The sequence below is a fragment of the Anaerobacillus alkalidiazotrophicus genome (assembly GCF_001866055.1).
The window spans coordinates 153,272-171,115 of the sequence record NZ_MLQS01000031.1 but is presented as its reverse complement, the minus strand read 5'-3'; the positions used below and the strand labels follow the sequence as shown (position 1 = coordinate 171,115).

The 17,844-nt window shown below is 35.1% G+C and carries 20 protein-coding genes; all 20 read right to left on the bottom strand.

What is annotated here, in order from left to right; translation table 11 throughout:
- Positions 1–185: 185 nt before the first annotated feature.
- Positions 186–617, bottom strand: a complete 432-nt coding sequence (fliL, locus tag BKP45_RS19970; RefSeq protein ID WP_071390917.1) for a flagellar basal body-associated protein FliL — start codon at positions 615–617, stop codon at positions 186–188.
- 1 nt (position 618) lies between these two features.
- Positions 619–837: a flagellar FlbD family protein gene (locus tag BKP45_RS19965; RefSeq protein ID WP_071390916.1), complete on the bottom strand. Its 219-nt coding sequence runs from the start codon at positions 835–837 to the stop codon at positions 619–621.
- Between the two features lie 123 nt (positions 838–960).
- Positions 961–2,190 carry a flagellar hook protein FlgE gene (locus BKP45_RS19960; RefSeq protein ID WP_071390915.1) on the bottom strand — a complete coding sequence of 410 codons (1,230 nt, stop codon included), beginning with the start codon at positions 2,188–2,190 and terminating at the stop codon, positions 961–963.
- A 68-nt stretch (positions 2,191–2,258) separates the two neighbouring features.
- On the bottom strand, positions 2,259–2,639 hold the full coding sequence (locus BKP45_RS19955; RefSeq protein WP_071390914.1) for a TIGR02530 family flagellar biosynthesis protein: 381 nt from the start codon (positions 2,637–2,639) through the stop codon (positions 2,259–2,261).
- Between the two features lie 2 nt (positions 2,640–2,641).
- Positions 2,642–3,118 (bottom strand): flagellar hook assembly protein FlgD, encoded by a 477-nt coding sequence (flgD, locus tag BKP45_RS19950; RefSeq protein ID WP_071390913.1) that lies wholly within the window; start codon positions 3,116–3,118, stop codon positions 2,642–2,644.
- Positions 3,119–3,127: 9 nt separating this feature from the next.
- Positions 3,128–4,279, bottom strand: a complete 1,152-nt coding sequence (locus BKP45_RS19945) for a flagellar hook-length control protein FliK (RefSeq protein WP_071390912.1) — start codon at positions 4,277–4,279, stop codon at positions 3,128–3,130.
- 29 nt (positions 4,280–4,308) lie between these two features.
- Complete coding sequence (locus BKP45_RS19940) at positions 4,309–4,890, bottom strand: MotE family protein (RefSeq protein WP_169824146.1); 582 nt, start codon at positions 4,888–4,890, stop codon at positions 4,309–4,311.
- A 6-nt stretch (positions 4,891–4,896) separates the two neighbouring features.
- Positions 4,897–5,334 (bottom strand): flagellar export protein FliJ, encoded by a 438-nt coding sequence (fliJ, locus tag BKP45_RS19935; RefSeq protein ID WP_071390911.1) that lies wholly within the window; start codon positions 5,332–5,334, stop codon positions 4,897–4,899.
- A gap of 2 nt (positions 5,335–5,336) precedes the next feature.
- Positions 5,337–6,653 carry a flagellar protein export ATPase FliI gene (gene fliI, locus BKP45_RS19930; RefSeq protein WP_071390910.1) on the bottom strand — a complete coding sequence of 439 codons (1,317 nt, stop codon included), beginning with the start codon at positions 6,651–6,653 and terminating at the stop codon, positions 5,337–5,339.
- Positions 6,640–7,422, bottom strand: coding sequence for a flagellar assembly protein FliH (gene fliH, locus BKP45_RS19925; RefSeq protein ID WP_245747578.1), 783 nt, complete (start codon positions 7,420–7,422; stop codon positions 6,640–6,642). Before fliH ends, fliI begins: the two co-directional genes overlap by 14 nt.
- A 1-nt stretch (position 7,423) precedes the next feature.
- On the bottom strand, positions 7,424–8,437 hold the full coding sequence (gene fliG / locus BKP45_RS19920) for a flagellar motor switch protein FliG (RefSeq protein WP_071390908.1): 1,014 nt from the start codon (positions 8,435–8,437) through the stop codon (positions 7,424–7,426).
- A 12-nt stretch (positions 8,438–8,449) separates the two neighbouring features.
- Entirely contained in the window at positions 8,450–10,033 is a 1,584-nt protein-coding gene (gene fliF / locus BKP45_RS19915) for a flagellar basal-body MS-ring/collar protein FliF (RefSeq protein WP_071390907.1), read from the bottom strand.
- A gap of 288 nt (positions 10,034–10,321) precedes the next feature.
- Positions 10,322–10,594: a flagellar hook-basal body complex protein FliE gene (fliE, locus tag BKP45_RS19910; RefSeq protein ID WP_071391045.1), complete on the bottom strand. Its 273-nt coding sequence runs from the start codon at positions 10,592–10,594 to the stop codon at positions 10,322–10,324.
- Positions 10,595–10,641: 47 nt separating this feature from the next.
- Positions 10,642–11,097: a flagellar basal body rod protein FlgC gene (flgC, locus tag BKP45_RS19905; RefSeq protein WP_071309768.1), complete on the bottom strand. Its 456-nt coding sequence runs from the start codon at positions 11,095–11,097 to the stop codon at positions 10,642–10,644.
- Between the two features lie 2 nt (positions 11,098–11,099).
- Positions 11,100–11,504: a flagellar basal body rod protein FlgB gene (flgB, locus tag BKP45_RS19900; RefSeq protein ID WP_071390906.1), complete on the bottom strand. Its 405-nt coding sequence runs from the start codon at positions 11,502–11,504 to the stop codon at positions 11,100–11,102.
- 992 nt (positions 11,505–12,496) lie between these two features.
- Entirely contained in the window at positions 12,497–13,276 is a 780-nt protein-coding gene (codY, locus tag BKP45_RS19895; protein WP_071390905.1) for a GTP-sensing pleiotropic transcriptional regulator CodY, read from the bottom strand.
- A 28-nt stretch (positions 13,277–13,304) separates the two neighbouring features.
- Entirely contained in the window at positions 13,305–14,702 is a 1,398-nt protein-coding gene (gene hslU, locus BKP45_RS19890; RefSeq protein WP_071390904.1) for an HslU--HslV peptidase ATPase subunit, read from the bottom strand.
- Between the two features lie 163 nt (positions 14,703–14,865).
- On the bottom strand, positions 14,866–15,408 hold the full coding sequence (hslV, locus tag BKP45_RS19885; protein ID WP_281243051.1) for an ATP-dependent protease subunit HslV: 543 nt from the start codon (positions 15,406–15,408) through the stop codon (positions 14,866–14,868).
- Positions 15,409–15,448: 40 nt separating this feature from the next.
- Positions 15,449–16,354 (bottom strand): tyrosine recombinase XerC, encoded by a 906-nt coding sequence (xerC, locus tag BKP45_RS19880; RefSeq protein ID WP_245747569.1) that lies wholly within the window; start codon positions 16,352–16,354, stop codon positions 15,449–15,451.
- Between the two features lie 61 nt (positions 16,355–16,415).
- Positions 16,416–17,738, bottom strand: a complete 1,323-nt coding sequence (trmFO, locus tag BKP45_RS19875) for an FADH(2)-oxidizing methylenetetrahydrofolate--tRNA-(uracil(54)-C(5))-methyltransferase TrmFO (protein ID WP_407639608.1) — start codon at positions 17,736–17,738, stop codon at positions 16,416–16,418.
- Positions 17,739–17,844: the final 106 nt, after the last annotated feature.

Here is a 17,844-nt window from a genome sequence, read left to right as displayed (position 1 = left end):
TGTTAACGGGCATCTGGTCTTGTGCCACCTTGTACTGGCTTCAATAGAAGATCTTTAAATAGAAGTAAAATTTAAAGGCCTAAAGTGACCGTAACCGAGCTCGTAAACGATGGAGCTAAACACCTTTCCAACTTTCAAAAATTATACGTACCTTTTAAAAACTACATTTTTATTAATTAAGCTTCTTATTGGATAACAAAGCCTGTTGTATACACATTAACAACTTCGCCATCGTCCATATATTCATTGATTTTTTTTCTTATTTGATTTTCTAGATTTTCTATACCCTCAGAACCGGTGAAATCACTTGATCTCATCCCTGAAAGCTCCCTTATGATAATATTCCTAACCTGGAAATCCCGCTTAATAAACTCTCTTTTGGCTTTGTTATTATCAACTTGAACTTTAAAGGTAACACGAATAAAATCATTTGTTACTAAATTGGTTGTAATTTCATTAACATCGACTGAAAGTGCAATAATTTCATCTATTGTCGGCTCTCGATTTGGGTCTTCATTTTTAGTAAAATGATTAAACAAAACTAGTGTGAGTACACCGATTATGGTTAGTGCGATCAAAATTATTAACATAATGTTTACTAACTTATTTTTAAACAAATTAGTCAACCTCCCTCGGGTCGTCGTTGACTAGTTTAGCAATCCCAACTTTTTGATAAAAATTTGTCACTTTCAGCATAACATCTTCCTCTGAATCTAGCACAACAATTTTTTTACCATTTGTTAGAGTTATTGTCGTGTCTGGAAAAGACTGGACTTGTTCAATATATATACCATTTAATATAAACGAATGGCCGTTTAATCTAGTTAACTTTATCATTTTCGAATTATTTAAGGGCTAGCAAACATTATTCTAGACCTATTCCTCCTTACTAAAATATGTACTAACACGCAGAAAGAAAAAGTTTAACAAAAGTTTTTCCTTCTACATGATTAGTTTCATTTATCGTTTTAAGTTAACAAGCTCTTGGAGGATTTCATCTGAGGTTGTAATAATCCTCGTATTTGCTTGGAAACCACGTTGAGCCACGATCATTTCAGTAAACTCTTCAGATAAGTCTACATTGGACATTTCAAGGGTACTTCCTGCAATTACACCTCTTGCTTCTCCAGCAACCCCAACATTTGGTATACCTGAGTTATTAGAAACTTGGTATAGATTATCACCTGACTTTGTTAATCCCCCGGGATTATTGAAAATCGCTGTAGCAATTTGTCCTAATACTCTTACCTCGCCGTTTGTAAATACTCCATTTATTTCACCTGTTTGTGAAATGTTAAAGCTTTCTAAAAATCCTTCAGAATTACCATTAATTTCAGCTAAATCAGCAGTATTTGATCCTGCAAACTGAGTGACCATTGATAGATCTAAAGTAAAGTTAATTGGATTTGCACCATTTCCTGGTTGAACGGTAATATTAGTAGGATCTAACGGATTTGTTACTGCCCCATTTTCATTGAATTGGATACCTAGTGCACCGGCTGGTTGAGTCACATTCGCCATACCAGGAGCATTTATTGAGTAAGTCCAGCTGTTATTAGCTGGTGTTTTTTGGAAAGTTACTTGAATTTCATGAACACTTCCCAACGAATCGATCACATTATATCGAACAATCACCTCTGCACCATTTGTTGCTTCCGAATTTAAATTCCCATTAAAACTTGCTGCTGTAGTAGCTTCAGGTGGAATAACATTTCCAGCTTGGATTTGTAGATCGCCAAAATCATTGTAATCAACATCGCCAGTAACCGGATCAGGACGATACCCTTGAACCTTTAATCCATCAGCAGTCACTAATGTACCTTGACGGTCTAAATAAAAGTTTCCGGCACGAGTATAGTACGACAGGTTCCCGTTATTTACAATGAAAAAGCCGTCTCCTGAAATCCCTAAGTCTAGTGCTCTTCCTGTTGTTTGTAGGCTTCCTTGTGTGTGTACTGTATCTACTGTAGCTAGCGTGCCACCTAATCCAATTTGCCTTGGGTTTGTTCCCCCTCTATTATCAGTTGGGTTACTAGCACCAGACAATTGCTGACTAACTAAATCTTTAAACGTAGTTCTACCTTTTTTAAATCCAAATGTATTTACATTGGCAATATTATTCCCAATAACATCAAGCTTTGTTTGAAAGTTTTTCATTCCACCGATACCAGAGTACATTGAACGTATCATCTTTTTTCTCCTCTCATAAATGACTGCTTCAATCGGTCCACAGTCTAAGGCTTCCTTTTCGGTCCAGCCTATTCAATAATAATTGTGCCATTAATATTCGTGAAAATCTGTGATTTTGATTCGCCACGATCTAAAGCTGTGATAACTGTATTATTTTTAGTACTAACCACTAATGTTGCATCTTTTAATATAACTAGTGATTCATGAACCCCTTTTGCCTTTGCTTCTTCGACCTTAGCTGAAATTTGTGACCATTTTGATGGTTCGATCGTAATTCCTCGATCCTGCAATCTTTTTTCGGCATGCTTACTAATTTTAAGTTTTCCATCACAATTAATTTGAGCATTAAGCATATCCTTAAAGGATTTTGTAGTCAGTCCTTGCCCTTTTGTCATAACTCTTGGTTTTGGAAGTTGGTGTAGGTGATGAGATTGAATTCGTTTATCCATCTTTACACCTCCGAATTATTTTTACTCTTTTCATTAGGGCTAGCAATGTGAATAACTTGAACCGTATCTATTACTTCCCCACCTTCTAAAATTAATCTAGTCTTCCCGTTTTGAAATTTTATCGCTGTTACGAGGCTATCATGAACTCTAACGGTCGATTCTCCATGTGTATCCGCTACAACTTGCTCCCACTTAATTTCCTTACCAATTAACTGGCTATGAGAAAGAAAATGACTGTCTTTTTGCATCTCTATAAAATTGGTTAGAGTTTTATTCATTTGAGTCATTTGTTCTAGACTTGAAAAATTAGCCATTTGTGAAATAAATTCTTTATCCTCCATCGGATTAGACGGATCTTGGTTTTGTAATTGTGTTATTAAAATTTTCAAAAAAGCGTCTTGGTCTAGAGTTCCTTGCCCTGTTTTTCTTTCATTTTGTCGATCAGATAAGAATAAGCTCTGGTTTACGGAATTTATCATACAACCACCTTAAATTTTCATATTAAAGACTTCATCTTCAAGATAATCTTGAAAAACGATCTCTTCTTCATTATTATCATTCTCTTCTCGTTGACGACTTTGTTGTTGATTGTTTCTTTCTTCTTGCGTTTCTCTGTCCGATTGATTAAGAGATTGCTGTTGATGTTGTGTAGTTATTTCAATTTTTTCTACTTGGATATTTTGTGCTAAGAAAGCTTGTCTTAAATGATGTAACTGAGAATCAATTGCTTGTTTAGCCGCTTGGGTTGTAGTCATTAACTGAGCCACTATGCTACCGTTTTGTTGAATTAATTTTACATCAAGCCTTCCTAAATGCTCAGGAAAAAGCTTAATTGATAATTGATTTAAACCGTTTGGAAACTGTGACAACGTACTTTTTCCTACTATCTTTTGAAATTGACGTATAAACTGATCTACAGTTTGTTGATTTCCGCGATTTTCTCCGACATGTAAAACAAATTGCTGTACAGGATTAAGTGGTGCTTGGCCAGATATACCAAGTGCAATTGAGCTAGACGATAATCCATCTATAGATGCTCTTGAAAATGCAGACGAAAGCAACTGCTTCCTATCAAAGTTGTACTTTTCTCCCTGTAACAATCTCATTAATTCTTCTTTATCCTTTGCAGACATTGCTTGCAAAGAATTCGGTAATTTTTCCATTTGTAAAAGTTTATCTAATTGAGAATGTAGCCTTGATATGATCTGATTAGATGTATCTTCGTCGGAACGATCTAAACTCATAAGAAGCACCAAAATATGGGCTGGGTTTTGTATATGCTCGTCTGTTGATAAAATATCATTTAATGTGACGTTACGTTCAAGTAATTGTTCAATTTCAAACTGCAATTCAATTGGTAAAGTTTCCATTAACTCAAGAAAGGAGGGATAGGATAGTTTGTCTATGTCCAAAATTGTGTTATTTAATCCGAGACCTTCTATGATTTTTGCTAAAGAATTATTACTCAAGTTTGAATGCCCTTCATCTTTTATAGGGTATTTAAGATCTTTTTTACCTAAAGCACCATTTAATGAATCAATAAACGACGATGCTTTATTCTCATTCTTATCGAATACATTCTGCCTACTTTGTGTAGACTGAGAATTAACCCGTTGTTGTAAAAAGTTAATAGCGTTCATTTTTTCACCTCCTTTCAAAGACCTAACTCTTAGTTATCACTTAATAGACTAATTAATTCAGCAGCTTTATCTGGAGCCATTTTTGCTAATATCGCTGCCCTTGCATCAATTTTAATAAAAGATAAGTGAATTGCTGCTTCATCACCAGAAAGTTGAGTTAGTATATTTGCTGCATTTTTTGCAGACATAGTTTCGTATAACTTTGCTATTTCTATATATTCTGTTTTTACTTCTAGTTGTGTTTCTTTTTTTTCTTCAAGTTGCCCCATTAGTATCTCAATTTCATTTAATAATGATAGTATTTCTTCTTCTTTTGTTGATAATGTTTGTTCCAATAGAGACAACTCAGTTTCACGGGCATTAATAATAGCCATTAATTCATCTATATTAGCCTTTTCTTCTTCAGCAATTATTTGGTCTTCTGTTTTTACATAATTAGATAAGACAGGGATATTCGAAGCCACTTGCTTTGCTTGATCTACAACACTAATTCCCATAAAACTTAAAATAATACTGAATAACAAGATAGCAAACATAATTGGAATAAAGATTACCATAACAAACCATTGAAATTTACTATATTTTTGTTCAGTGTTCTTCAATGCTTTCACCTAATTTCACCGTTTCACAAACAGTTGAACGGAGATTTCATCCATCAATGTGTTTTCTAAACGTTTTTCTTCTTCTAAATACTCTTCATATTTTATTTGTTTCATTTTTTCATATTTTTTTAGTTCTACAGACTTTTCTACTAATAGATTTTGCTTTCTATTCATATTTTCCCTAGCTTTTTGTGTCGTATACTGCAATTGATCAATTTGTTCTTGCAGTCGTGTTAAGAGAGAATATGACTGTTGGATTTGAAAAATAGGAATTCCTGCTTCAATCCGATTATTATAATGTTTTTCATAATCTTCCTTTTTTTTAAGCAACTCATACAATCGTGTTGCCGCTTCTTCAAACTGCCTTGTAGCTATAGCAAACTCTTTTTCAGCGACTAATTTATCATTTTCTCTTACTTCTAATACTTTTTGTAGCGTGTATTGAAAGGACATCATTAATCTCCTTTCTTAAATTCATTGAGTAACACATGAACAGCTTCATTAAAGGATACCTTTTCTTCGGTTGATTGTTTAATAAATGAAATAATTTTTGGGTAAGAAAGAATAGCTTCATCTACATCTCGGGACGTCCCACGCTTATATGCTCCGATATTTATTAAATCTTCGGCGTCTGTATAGGTAGCTAATAATTGACGTAGTCGATCAGCTGCGAGACGATGGTCTTGACCAATAATATCATTCATTACACGACTAATACTCTTTAATGGGTTTATAGCCGGAAATTGACCTTTATTAGCCAACTTGCGATCGAGAACTAAATGTCCATCTAAGATCCCACGTACTGCGTCAGCAATTGGTTCATTCATGTCATCTCCGTCTACGAGAACTGTATAAAAAGCTGTAATTGTACCATGTTCATCTGTACCTGAACGTTCTAATAATTTTGGCAAATACGCAAAAACACTCGGTGTGTAACCTTTTGTCGTTGGAGGCTCACCGATTGCTAAGCCAATTTCTCGCTGCGCCATGGCAAAGCGAGTTACAGAATCCATCATTAACGTAACATTCTGTCCTTGATTTCTAAAATACTCAGCAATAGCAGTCGCTGTCATGGCACCTTTAATTCTCATCAAAGCTGGTTGATCGGAGGTCGCAACAACTACAATTGTTCTACTAAGACCTTCTTTCCCTAAGTCTCTTTCGATAAAATCTCGTACTTCTCGCCCACGTTCACCAATTAATGCAATAACATTTATATCTGCATCGGAATTTTTAGCAATCATAGCCATTAACGTACTCTTACCTACACCACTTCCAGCAAAGATACCCATTCTCTGTCCTTTACCAACAGTAAATAAACTATCAATAGCACGAACTCCTAAACTTAATGGGTCTTTTATCCTTGGCCGTTGCAGAGGGTTTGGTGGGTTATTATCCGTCGGAAATGCTGTTAAACCTTTAGGAAGTTGCTTACCATCCAAAGGTTGGCCTAATCCATCGACAACTTGTCCGATTAGTTCAGTACCAACCTTCACCTGTAGAGGCTTTTTTGTGGCCTCTACAAGACTCCCTGGACTAATCTCATGTACAGTCGTAAACGGCATTAGAAGTACTTTCTCATCACGAAAACCTACAACCTCAGCCATTACTTTTCGTTTTGGTGATTTTCCAATAATGATATAGCAAAGTTCACCAATAGAAACTTGTGGTCCTTTTGATTCGATGGTTAACCCAACAACACGTGATACCTTACCAAAATGTTTGTAGGAGTTAATTGTAGTTACTTCACTTATTAAGCTAGCTGCTTTCATAACCACCCATCTCCTTTAGTTTTTCAAGCAGTGCATACTTAATTTCACTTAACTGACTGTCTATTGATGCATCTATTTTTCCATAAGGTGTTTCAATTGTACAACCATTCTCTTCAAGATGGAGATCCGGATAAATTGATAAATTCTCACAATTAGGTAATAATAAGCGCAGTTCTTCTTTATGATTTAAAGTTAATTCGAAGCATTGTGGATGAACATAGATTTTCACATGTTCCTGTTCTCTAACTTCATTAATGACATCCTTAACGATTGAAAGCCAAATCTCTTGGTTGTTCTCAAGAGATTCAGAAATTATTTTTTCAGCAACTTTTATGGCTAATTGAACAATAACTGGCTCTGCTTCCTCAAGACGATGGAAATAATCTTTCCTTGAAGAAGTAACTATATCTTTTGCTTCTTCTATAGCAGTCTCGTATTGTCTTTGCCCTTCATGAAGTCCATGTTGGAATCCTTCATTATAACCTTTTTCTTCAGCTTGTTTAAATAACTCCTCTGCCCTTTTTTGGCTCTCGATAATTTCTTCATTGATCTTTTGTTGAACACGCTCATATTCTAACTGAGCATCACTTAATAGCTTTTCAGCTTCCAACCTTACTTTTTCAAGTTCATCCTCTGCTGATTTAGCCCTTATAGTATCTTGGTTTTCAGATACAACAATAGCACCATCGTTTTCATTTGTAATAACCTTTTTTAAACCAATCGTTTTTTTTTCTGACTTTGTATTATTGACAAAAGATGACTTAATCACTCTAGACAATAATATCATCTCCTCCACCACGAGCAATGACAATTTCACCCGCTTCTTCAAGTCTTCGGATTACTGAAACGATTCTTGTTTGAGCCTCTTCAACATCACGTAAACGTACAGGGCCCATAAACTCCATTTCCTCTTTAAACGTTTCGGACATTCGTTGTGACATGTTTTTAAAGACGACTTCCTTGACCTCATCGTTAGCAACTTTCAATGCAAGTTGTAAGTCTTCATTCTCTACGTCTCTAATAACACGTTGAATTGAACGATTATCAAGTGTAACAATATCTTCGAATACAAACATACGTTTCTTGATTTCTTCAGCCAGTTCAGGATCTTGAATTTCTAGTGCATCTAAAATCGTTCTTTCTGTGCTTCTATCTACACTATTTAATACTTCCACTACTGTTTCAATTCCACCGGTTTTCGTATAGTCTTGCGTTACTGTAGCTGAAAGTTTTCTCTCTAATATGTTTTCTACCTCATTAATAATTTCTGGTGAGGTACTATCCATTAACGCAATCCGCTTTGCAATATCAGCCTGCATTTCTTGAGGTAACTCAGATAAAATTTGTGCAGCTTGGACAGACTCTAAATAAGACAATATTAACGCAATTGTTTGTGGGTGTTCATTTTGAATAAAATTTAATATTTGGCCAGCGTCAGCTTTTCTTGCAAAATCAAAAGGTTTTACTTGAAGAGTTGATGTTAAGCGGCTAATGATTTCCATCGCTTGTTGTTCACCAAGTGCTTTCTCTAAAACATTTTTTGCATAACCGATTCCACCCTGGGTAATATAATCTTGAGCCATTGCTAATTGGTGAAATTGATCAATAATTTCTTCCTTCATTGTTGACTCTACCTTACGAACGCCAGCAATTTCTAGGGTTAATTTTTCAATTTCTTCTTCTGATAAATGTTTGTAAACTTGAGCAGATACATCAGGCCCTAAGGAGATGAGAAGAATCGCTGCCTTTTCTCTACCAGTTAACTCTTTTCTTTTGCTAACCACACAGTTGCCTCCTTAATCTTCAGATAGCCATGTTCGAACAAGCTTTGAGAATTCTTCAGGCCTTTCCCTTGCCATTTTTTCTAGTTGTTTTCTACGGGCTTTTTCTTCTGTTTCTTGTTCTTCATTAATATTTGGGATATCAAAACTCACCATATCTGGTTCTGGTTCAATTACTGGATCTTCCTTTTTATTTTTACGTACTAATAAATAGATTAATAGAATAATTAAAAGAATAAGTCCGCCAACAATGTAGTACCAAAACGGAATTTGAGTCTCAACTATCTCTTCAAATACAATTTTACCGTCAAAACTTTGCGATGAAACAAATACTTTTTCGTTTATTTGCTCTGGTGTCAGTTGATCAACTACATCTTTTGAGATACTTGTTCTAACGATAGTACTTAAAATTTGTTGTATATCATTTAATAGTTCAGGTGGCAATGAATTTAGATCCTCCGGAATAGGTGGTTCTACCATAACTTGAATTCCGATATCTCTAACTTGATACGGACTACTTACAATATCACGACGAATTCTATTTACATCATTATTAATCCGCTCTTCAACTCGTTCGTAATCTCCAGCTCCAGCTCCCGCTATACCTGGATAACCCGGAATATCTGTTTCACCTGTACCAGCAATTCCACCATCTTGAAAATCTTCACCACTATAAGTTTCTGTTATTCGTTCAATACTTACTGCTAAACCAGACATGTTTTCTTCATCTACTGGCGCAACTAAATCTTCAGCTCTATTTTCTTTCGTAAAATCAATATCGGTTGTAACCGTAACTACTACTTTATCCCTTCCTACTAGCGTACCTAACATTTGCTGTACTTGCCGTTGGAGATCACGCTCAATTTCTCGTTGAATAGATCGTTGTTGTTCAAATGTTGTAAGTGTCGAATCAATCATATTTTCATTTTTTAACTCTAAATACTCAAACATTTGATTCATAATGACGATATTATCAATAGGGAGTTTAGGAACACTCTTTGAAATAAGGTGATACAATGCTCTAATCTGTGACTGATCTAGTTGATATCCAGGTCGAATATTTAATAGAACAGAAGCTGAAGCTGTTTGATCACTACTAGAAACCCAAATACTTTCTTCTGGTAATGTGATCATAACTTGGGCATGTTGAACACCGTCAATACTTTTTATCAAATTAGCTAGTTCTGTTTGCATAGCCGCACGTTCCATAATATTAAATTCATTATCAGTCATTCCAAAGCCCATTCGATCTCTAAATGTCGTATAGTCGATACTACCACTTTTAGGAATTCCCTCTGCTGCTAATTCTACTTTTAAAGTATCAACAAGTGTCTCCGGAACTAATATACTTGTTCCATTAGCAGAGATTTCTGAAGGAATCCCCCTAGAGTCCAATTGTGCTTTGATTTCTCCAGTTTCTTGAAATGATAAGTTTGTATACAACGGTACTAAGTTGGTACGTGAACCTAGCATTGAGACAAGGATAAGTAGAACTATAAGTAGTAGGAAAGAACCGACAATCATCCCTTTTTGGACATTGGTTCGTCCGGTCCAGTAATTAATTATTTTTTCTTTATAAAGTGTGATTTTCTCGTCCATGCGCCCTCCTACTTCACTAATCCCATCTTTCTTATATTTAATAGAGTAATAATATTAAACATTTTATCGCCAAGTATTCCTGGCGAATTCCTAAGCTATTACTCTGAATTTAAGAATTTGTTTACTACTTTTTACTTAAATGCATTTCATATTTCATTATTTAATCTCACCACTAAGTTACTATATTTAGTGGTGAACTGTTCGTAAATCCATATAGATTTATGCGCAGCTGTTTTGGGATTAATGATTTACACTCACTTAATAAAAAATTCAATCGTCTTACTTCAATTAAACTTGCATTCTCATAATCTCTTGATAAGCTTCTACAATTTTATTGCGTACTTCTACTGTTGTTTGTAAGGTGATACTTGCTTTTTGAGCAGTAATCATTACTTCGTGTAAGTCAATACTTTCTCCTCGAGCTAACTTATCCGTTGCCTTTTGCGATGCGTGTTGAGCATCATTTACTTTATGTAGCGCTTCATTTAAGGCCGTTTTAAAGCTGTTTTGCGCTTCATGAGGAGTAAGTTTCCTTTGTGTTTCAGCTCTCTGAATATCCATAACAAAATTAGGCCTTACAGAAATTGGATTCAATTACTTTTCCCCCTTTATCCTTTTCCTATTTCTAGAGCTTTCATTAACATATTTTTTGTGGCATTTAACGTTGTTACATTCGCCTCGTAAGAACGAGTCGCACTCATCATATCAACCATTTCTTTTAATGGATCAACATTTGGTAACCTGACATAGCCCTCTGCGTCAGCATCTGGATGATCTGGTTGATAAGCTAGCTTAAAAGGCGTTTGGTCCTCAACAATTTGCCTCACCTTTACACCATTTCCAGGTTGACTCTGTCTCCCCATCGCCTTTGATAAATGTGAAGAAAAACGATTTTCGTTCGGTTCCATTACAACCATTTTCCTTCGATATGGTTCCCATTCGCCATTAACAAATCTTCCTCTAGTTGTATCTACATTTGCCATATTGGAAGCGACAACATCCATTCTTAAGCGCTGTGCGGTTAGAGCAGAAGCAGTCGTATTAAATCCATGAAAAATTGTCATTGTTATCTCCCACCTCCAATAACAGTTTTGATACTATTAAACCTTCCATTTATACGTTCAATTAGAGCATTGTAATAAATTTGATTTTTAGCCATTTCTGCCATTTCATGTTCAATATCTACATTATTACCGTTGTGATTAAAAACGGATTGATGACGAGCGACAACTGCAGCTTTGCTGCTGTTTTTCTGTGAACCAAACTCAAAATGTCTCTCATCATTTCGGTAAGCTTGCAAGCGCTGCCCATCAATTGCCTGGTCCAATTGATGTTTAAAAACAGTTTTTTGCGCTTTATAATTTGGTGTGTCTACATTCGCTATATTTTGAGAAATCGTTTTTTGCCGCAAAGAAGCAGCATGTAGCGATTGTTCTAGCAGTTGTTGTTGTGGATTAGAAAAAAGCTTCATATTCTCCTCCCAGTTAAAATACGCTTGTTATATAGTAAAGCTGTTATTATAAAATCTACTCAAATCGTATTGTATATAAATAATCATTTTTTGTCTAATGTTGTTTTGTTTTGTCTAACTTTCCCAACCAAAGACCTACGAGATCTCGAGCAGAAAGTACCGGTAATCTTACATACCCTTACATACCCTTATACTCATTATACATCTCATTAACATATTAATTAAGGAAAACAATTTTCCATTTTATTAAGCTAAACTTCAATCAGTGGGGACTTAATGCCTTTTAAGAGTGTGATAAAATAATCGTATAGAAAACACAACAAAAAAAAACTTAAAAATGTATTATTTTGACAAAACTTGTCTAACGGTAGTTACTATTTACTATAAATGAAAATACATAAATTCGCTACAGAAAATCCTACTTTTTTCTAACTAATAAACTTCCATTAGATAAAGTTTATTAGTTAGTGCTTCATTTTCATCAGGAAAGCTTTCCTATTTGTGAAGCTTATTAGCTTTATCCCACACTTAAGGGGCAGTAAGACCCCCACCTCAAAACGTAAGAAAATCGAGAAGTTTAGGTGGGGGATTACCTGCCCCTTAAGGTCCGATATAGAATAACTTTCACCGGTGAAAGCTGATGATAGTTCAACTTTATCTCCAGTCCTACATTTGTTTCCTCTACTCATCTATATTCTGTAATTTTTAGTGCGAAATAAAACTGATCTAATGGGTATAATAAAACTAACCTAATTAAATCTACTCACAATTACAATTCGACACGAATAAAATACTATACCTAGTTGGTACCTCACTCTTCCAACTAAATATAGTTTAGTTTTTAGGTTGATAAAATTCACTCGATTAGATCTCAAAAATATTAATTATCAAAACAAAAAAAAGCGTCAACACCTTGAGTAGATCATTGAACATAATAGAAGGACAATGATCTTTACTTATCGATGTTGACCCCATTTTTTTTGATAGCAGTTCTATTTCGACTTTAATTTCTCTAATTCATATAAGAATTTATCATTTAGAACTTTAATATACGTCCCTTTCATTCCTAATGAACGAGATTCAATAACACCCGCACTTTCAAGTTTACGTAAAGCATTAACAATGACAGAACGAGTAATACCAACACGATCAGCAATTTTCGAAGCTACTAGTAACCCTTCATTTCCTTCTAGCTCATCAAATATATGTTCAACCGCCTCTAATTCACTATAAGATAAAGATCCAATTGCCATCTGAACTACCGCTTTACTTCTTGCTTCTTGCTCGATTTCCACTGTTTTTTCATGTAGAATTTCCATCCCAACTACGGTAGCACCGTATTCAGCAAGAATTAAATCATCATCGTTAAACGAATCGGTCAATCTCGCTAAAATCAGTGTTCCAATTCTATTTCCCCCACCGATAATTGGAACGATTGTGGTTAAACCAGTATTAAAAAGGTCCTTATTTTCAATTGGAAAAGCAGTGAATTCACTATTGATATCTAAATTTGAAGATGTTTCTGTAATCTTAAATAAGTTTGTGGTATATACTTCAGGAAATTGGCGATCTTCTAACATTTTTTTTATTCTTTCATTTTCGATTTCCTGTTTGATAGAAAATCCTAATAGTTTCCCACGGCGACTTACAATAAATATATTTGCTTGAATGACGTCACATAGTGTTTCAGCCATATCCTTAAAGTTAACTGGTTGCCCAGCAGTGTTCTGCAACATATCATTAATTCTTCTTGTTTTCGTTAATAAATCCATATACTATATCCTCCAAATTGATTGTCTATTATAAGATGTATTGGCTCAAGTCTCGGTTTTTCGCTATAGTTGCTAGCTTCTCATCAACATATACAGGAGTGATTACAATTTCTTGTAAATTAATATCAGGCGCTTCAAAAGACAAGTCTTCTAGAAGCCGTTCTAGAATAGTATGAAGTCTTCTAGCACCAATGTTTTCTGTATCTTGATTTACTTCTGTTGCAATTTTTGCTATTCTTTCAATAGCATCGTCAGAAAACATTACTTGTATACCTTCAGTTGCAAGTAATGCTTGATATTGTTTGATTAAGGCATTATTTGGTTCTACTAATATTTTTATAAAATCTTTCTCAGATAAATTAGCTAGTTCTACTCTAATCGGAAAACGACCTTGTAATTCTGGAATTAAATCCGACGGCTTAGCCAGGTGGAAAGCTCCTGCTGCAATAAAGAGCATATGATCCGTGCGCACAGGACCATACTTTGTAACTACCGTTGAACCTTCTACGATCGGTAATATATCTCTTTGAACACCTTCCCTTGAAACATCTGCTGTTGACTGATTCCCTTTTCCAGCAACTTTATCAATTTCATCTATAAAGATAATACCCAATTGTTCCGCACGCGACACCGCTTCCTGAGAAACTTCATCCATATCAATAAGTTTTGCAGCCTCATCCTCAGTTAGAACTTTTCTCGCTTCTCTAACAGTTAGCTTACGCTTCTTTTTCTTCTTAGGTATCATACTACCAAGCATTTCTTGCATATTCATTCCCATTTGTTCCATTCCTGACCCTTGGAACATGTCAAGAAAACCAGCAGTTTGTTCTTCTACCTCAACTGTTACGAAATTGTCTTCAAGTTCCCCAAGTGCTAGTTGATGTTCAATTCTTCTCTTCCGATCCCTTATAGCATCTTCTTCGCTATTATCGACAGGTTCTGATTGAACTTGATTCTGCCCACCAAAAATCATTTCAAAAGGATTTTTGTAGTTTGTCTCTTTCTTTTTCGAAGGAATAAGTAAACTTACGATACGTTTGTTTGCGTTATCTTCTGCTTTACCTTTTACTTTTTTCATACGGTCTTCTTTAACTAAACGAATTGAAGTTTCCACAAGATCCCGAACCATCGATTCTACATCACGACCAACATATCCAACTTCAGTAAATTTCGTAGCCTCAACTTTTACGAACGGTGCACCCACAAGCTTAGCAAGTCTTCTAGCAATTTCCGTTTTACCTACTCCGGTGGGACCAATCATTAAAATATTTTTCGGGGTTACTTCATCTCGAAGTTTTTCATCTAATTGACTTCTTCGATATCGATTTCTTAGAGCAATAGCAACCGAACGCTTCGCCTTTTCTTGGCCAACTATATATTGATCTAACTTTTCTACAATTTGTCGAGGTGTTAAATGATTTTCCATACCATCGCTCCTCTTTCTTTTTTTCAAAAAATCAAAAACGAAACTTATATGTAAACAATGAATAGAACAATATTTATTATTTTAAGATCCAAAGACTTTTACATTTTAAAGTGCTAGTAAGCATCCTTATTAATTGAAAGCAGCTCATTCTCTACACACTGATTTAAAGCTCTTCTAATACAATGTTATTATTTGTGTATACACAAATTTCTGCAGCTGTTTGTAAAGCTGCCATAGCAATTTCCTTAGCTTGTAATTGAGGAGCATGTTTTTTTAACGCTCGCCCTGCTGATAAAGCATAATTCCCACCTGAACCTATAGCTAAAATTCCATCATCCGGCTCGATTACTTCACCAGTTCCTGAAACTAAGTACAGATTATCAGCATTAGCAACAATTAACATTGCTTCTAAACGTCTAAGTACTTTATCACTCCGCCATTCTTTCGCTAATTCAACTGCTGCCCTTTGCAAATTCCCATTATACTCTTCTAATTTCGCCTCAAACTTTTCAAACAATGTAAAAGCATCAGCAACTGATCCTGCAAATCCAGCCAACACTTTCCCATTATATAATTTACGAACTTTCCTAGCTGTATGTTTCATTACAACAGCGTTTCCAAATGTTACTTGCCCATCGCCACTCATAGCACATTTCCCATTATGGTGAATAGCAAATATAGTTGTAGCATGAAAGCTATGTTCCACTAGAATCCCTCCATATACTAGAAAACTAACTGTTTGTTTATCATTTCGCTCTTGGATGAGTATTATTATACACATGCTTTAAATGCTCTTTTGTTACATGTGTATAAATTTGGGTCGATGATAGATGAGTATGCCCTAATAATTCTTGCACGCTTCGCATATCTGCACCTTCATTTAATAAATGCGTTGCAAAGGTGTGTCTTAGAACATGAGGACTAATTTTTATCTTAGAGGCAGTCTTATCAACAATACTTTCTAAAATTTTTCTAACTCCACTTCTTGTAAGATTCCCACCAGAATAGTTCAAAAAAAGAGTTTTACCTTCCTCTTTACCACCCTTTAATAATTTCTTCCTACCATCATTCATATACATATGTATAGCATCTATCGCATAACTCCCTAACGGAATAATGCGTTCTTTTCTTCCTTTTCCAACAACCGAAATAATACCTATTTGAAAATCAATATCTTGAATACGTAGGCCGCAACACTCACTAACTCGTATTCCCGTGCCATACAGCAGTTCTAATAACGCCTGATTTCTCTGACCTAACGGTGTTGAAATGTCAGAGACTGAAAATAATTCATTTAGTTGATCTTCATAAAGGAAGGTTGGTAACCTTTTTTCTTGTTTGGGAACGGATGCAGACGCAAAGGGATTTTCGCCAACTATTTCTTCTACCAATAAAAAATTATAAAAGCTACGTAGACTTGAAATTTTTCTTGCAACCGTTTTTCTTTTCCACTTTAATGCATACAATTCAGTTAAATACAGACGAACAAATACATAAGAAACAGCAGCGTAACTAGAAATGCTATGCTGCTTCATGAAAGATGAGAAATGTTCAATATCTTTTTTATAATTGTATACAGTGTGTTTCGAATAATTCTTCTCTATTTGCAAGAACCGAATAAACGTTTCCAACTGGTCTACTTGATTTGACACACGACTCACCTCACTACAGCCTATAAATAATACCATAACTTTATATCGAACGCAAGGGAATTTACAATCTTTTCAAAAAATTCTGAATTGTGTCTAAAGCTCTAGTGGCCAATTGTTCATATCGTTCCTTTTTATTTTTTATTCTTGGTTCAATAGGTGGTAGCAATCCAAAGTTTGCATTCATTGGTTGAAAGTTTTTTTCATTTGCTGTAGTAATGTAATTGGCCATACTACCTAATATTGTTTCAGGTGGTAATACTATTGGCTCTCTCCCAGTTACATATCTAACAGCATTCATTCCTGCTAGTAATCCACTAGCTGCAGATTCTACATATCCTTCTACTCCAGTAATTTGCCCAGCAAAGAAAAGATCCTCCCTACCTTTATATTGATATGTTGGTAAGAGAAACTTTGGTGAATTAATAAACGTATTTCGATGCATAACACCGTATCTTACAATTTCAGCTTGTTCAAGACCTGGAATAAGTTGAAGTACTTCTTTTTGCGGGCCCCATTTTAAATGAGTTTGGAAACCTACGATATTATAGAGTGTTCCTGATTGGTTATCTTGCCTAAGCTGTACTACAGCATATGGACGTTTACCCGTTTTTGGATCTTCCAAACCAACTGGTTTCATAGGTCCAAATAAAAGCGTTTTCTTCCCTCTTTTTGCTAGTACTTCAATTGGCATACAACCCTCAAAGAAGATTTCTTTTTCAAACTCTTTTAAAGGAACCGTTTCTGCACTTATAAGCGCCTCGTAAAATTGATCAAATTCTTCTTCATTCATCGGACAATTTAAATAAGCTGCGTCACCTTTATCATAACGAGATTTTAAATACACTTTTTCTCGATCAATGCTGTCTACTTCAATAATCGGAGCTGCTGCATCGTAAAAATATAAATATTCTTCTCCAGTAAGCTCCTTTAGTTGTTTAGATAACGCTTCTGATGTTAGAGGTCCAGTTGCTATGACTGTTGGCCCTTCTGGGATTTCAGATACTTCTTCTGTGATCACTTCTACTAACGGGTGATTTTTCACTCGTTCTGTTACTAGATTGGCAAATTCATGGCGATCAACAGCTAAAGCTCCACCTGCGGGTACAGCACAATCATCAGCTGATTGAATGATGACAGAGTCTAATTTCCTCATTTCCTCCTTTAATACACCAACTGCATTTGATAATGCATTCGATCTTAAAGAATTACTACATACAAGTTCTGCAAATTTATCTGTATGATGAGCTGGCGTATTCTTTACAGGTCTCATTTCAAATAAACGTACCGGAATATTTGCTTTAGCAATTTGCCAAGCTGCTTCACTTCCTGCTAATCCAGCACCAACTACATTTACTTTAATTTCTGACAAAATTAATTCCTCCATTATATGTTAGTAAAACTTAAAATTACAGGTCTTACTAGCGAAAAACATTTAATATCTATAATTGACTTATTCAAACTAATTTAAACTAAAGGGTCATATAGCCCCC

What these genes read in the sequence shown, in the direction of transcription:
- BKP45_RS19965 (WP_071390916.1), bottom strand. Translation starts at nt 837, where the DNA reads ATGATAAAGTTAACTAGATTAAACGGCCATTCGTTTATATTAAATGGT.
- BKP45_RS19960 (WP_071390915.1), bottom strand. Translation starts at nt 2,190, where the DNA reads ATGATACGTTCAATGTACTCTGGTATCGGTGGAATGAAAAACTTTCAA.
- BKP45_RS19955 (WP_071390914.1), bottom strand. Translation starts at nt 2,639, where the DNA reads ATGGATAAACGAATTCAATCTCATCACCTACACCAACTTCCAAAACCA.
- flgD (WP_071390913.1), bottom strand. Translation starts at nt 3,118, where the DNA reads ATGATAAATTCCGTAAACCAGAGCTTATTCTTATCTGATCGACAAAAT.
- BKP45_RS19945 (WP_071390912.1), bottom strand. Translation starts at nt 4,279, where the DNA reads ATGAACGCTATTAACTTTTTACAACAACGGGTTAATTCTCAGTCTACA.
- fliJ (WP_071390911.1), bottom strand. Translation starts at nt 5,334, where the DNA reads ATGTCCTTTCAATACACGCTACAAAAAGTATTAGAAGTAAGAGAAAAT.
- fliI (WP_071390910.1), bottom strand. Translation starts at nt 6,653, where the DNA reads ATGAAAGCAGCTAGCTTAATAAGTGAAGTAACTACAATTAACTCCTAC.
- fliF (WP_071390907.1), bottom strand. Translation starts at nt 10,033, where the DNA reads ATGGACGAGAAAATCACACTTTATAAAGAAAAAATAATTAATTACTGG.
- fliE (WP_071391045.1), bottom strand. Translation starts at nt 10,594, where the DNA reads ATGGATATTCAGAGAGCTGAAACACAAAGGAAACTTACTCCTCATGAA.
- flgC (WP_071309768.1), bottom strand. Translation starts at nt 11,097, where the DNA reads ATGACAATTTTTCATGGATTTAATACGACTGCTTCTGCTCTAACCGCA.
- flgB (WP_071390906.1), bottom strand. Translation starts at nt 11,504, where the DNA reads ATGAAGCTTTTTTCTAATCCACAACAACAACTGCTAGAACAATCGCTA.
- codY (WP_071390905.1), bottom strand. Translation starts at nt 13,276, where the DNA reads ATGGATTTATTAACGAAAACAAGAAGAATTAATGATATGTTGCAGAAC.
- hslU (WP_071390904.1), bottom strand. Translation starts at nt 14,702, where the DNA reads ATGGAAAATCATTTAACACCTCGACAAATTGTAGAAAAGTTAGATCAA.
- trmFO (WP_407639608.1), bottom strand. Translation starts at nt 17,738, where the DNA reads ATGGAGGAATTAATTTTGTCAGAAATTAAAGTAAATGTAGTTGGTGCT.